Annotated in this window: 1 protein-coding gene; it reads left to right on the forward strand. The window is 45.5% G+C overall.

What is annotated here, in order from left to right; all coding sequences use genetic code 11:
* Positions 1-758, forward strand: a 758-nt coding sequence (locus WMO25_RS18500; RefSeq protein ID WP_349086727.1) for an ABC transporter ATP-binding protein, incomplete at both ends; no start/stop codon positions are given.

Below are 758 nucleotides of genomic sequence, written 5' to 3' on the forward strand. Positions count from 1 at the left end.
ATGGATATTTCCAAAATTCCTGCTTATAAACGTGAAATTAATACCGTTTTCCAGAAGTATGCATTATTTCCGCATATGAACGTGTTTGACAATGTGGCTTTTGGTCTGAATATCAAGAAGATGGATAAGGCTGTGATCAAGACCAAAGTAGAGCGGATGCTGTCCATGGTCGGCCTGGCGAATTATGGTTCCAAGGACGTTACTTTATTGTCCGGCGGTCAGCAGCAGCGTGTTGCCATTGCCAGAGCCCTGGTGAATGAACCGAAGGTACTGCTTCTGGATGAACCGTTAGGCGCTCTGGATGCCAGACTGCGTAAGGAGATGCAGACAGAGCTGAAGAAGATCCAGAAGGAAGTGGGTATCACTTTCGTGTTTGTTACCCATGACCAGGAGGAGGCGCTCTCCATGTCTGATACAGTAGTTGTTATGAATGAGGGAACTATTCAGCAGATCGGTACCCCGATTGACATTTACAATGAACCGGAGAACCGCTTTGTGGCAGGCTTCATCGGTGAGTCGAATATTATCGAAGGTGTCATGATCAAGGATTTCCTGGTGGCTTTTGACGATTTTGAGTTTATCTGTGTGGATAAGGGCTTCCCTGAGAATGAGCCTGTGGATGTGGTGATCCGTCCTGAGGATATTGATATTGTGCAGCCGGATAAAGCTAATTTGAAGGGTATCGTCAAATCTGTGACTTTCAAGGGTGTGCATTATGAGACGATTGTTACTACAAAATACCGCGATTACAGAATCGA

It is taken from the genome of Coprococcus intestinihominis (assembly GCF_040096555.1).
Classification (GTDB): Bacteria; Bacillota; Clostridia; order Lachnospirales; family Lachnospiraceae; genus Coprococcus_A; species Coprococcus_A intestinihominis.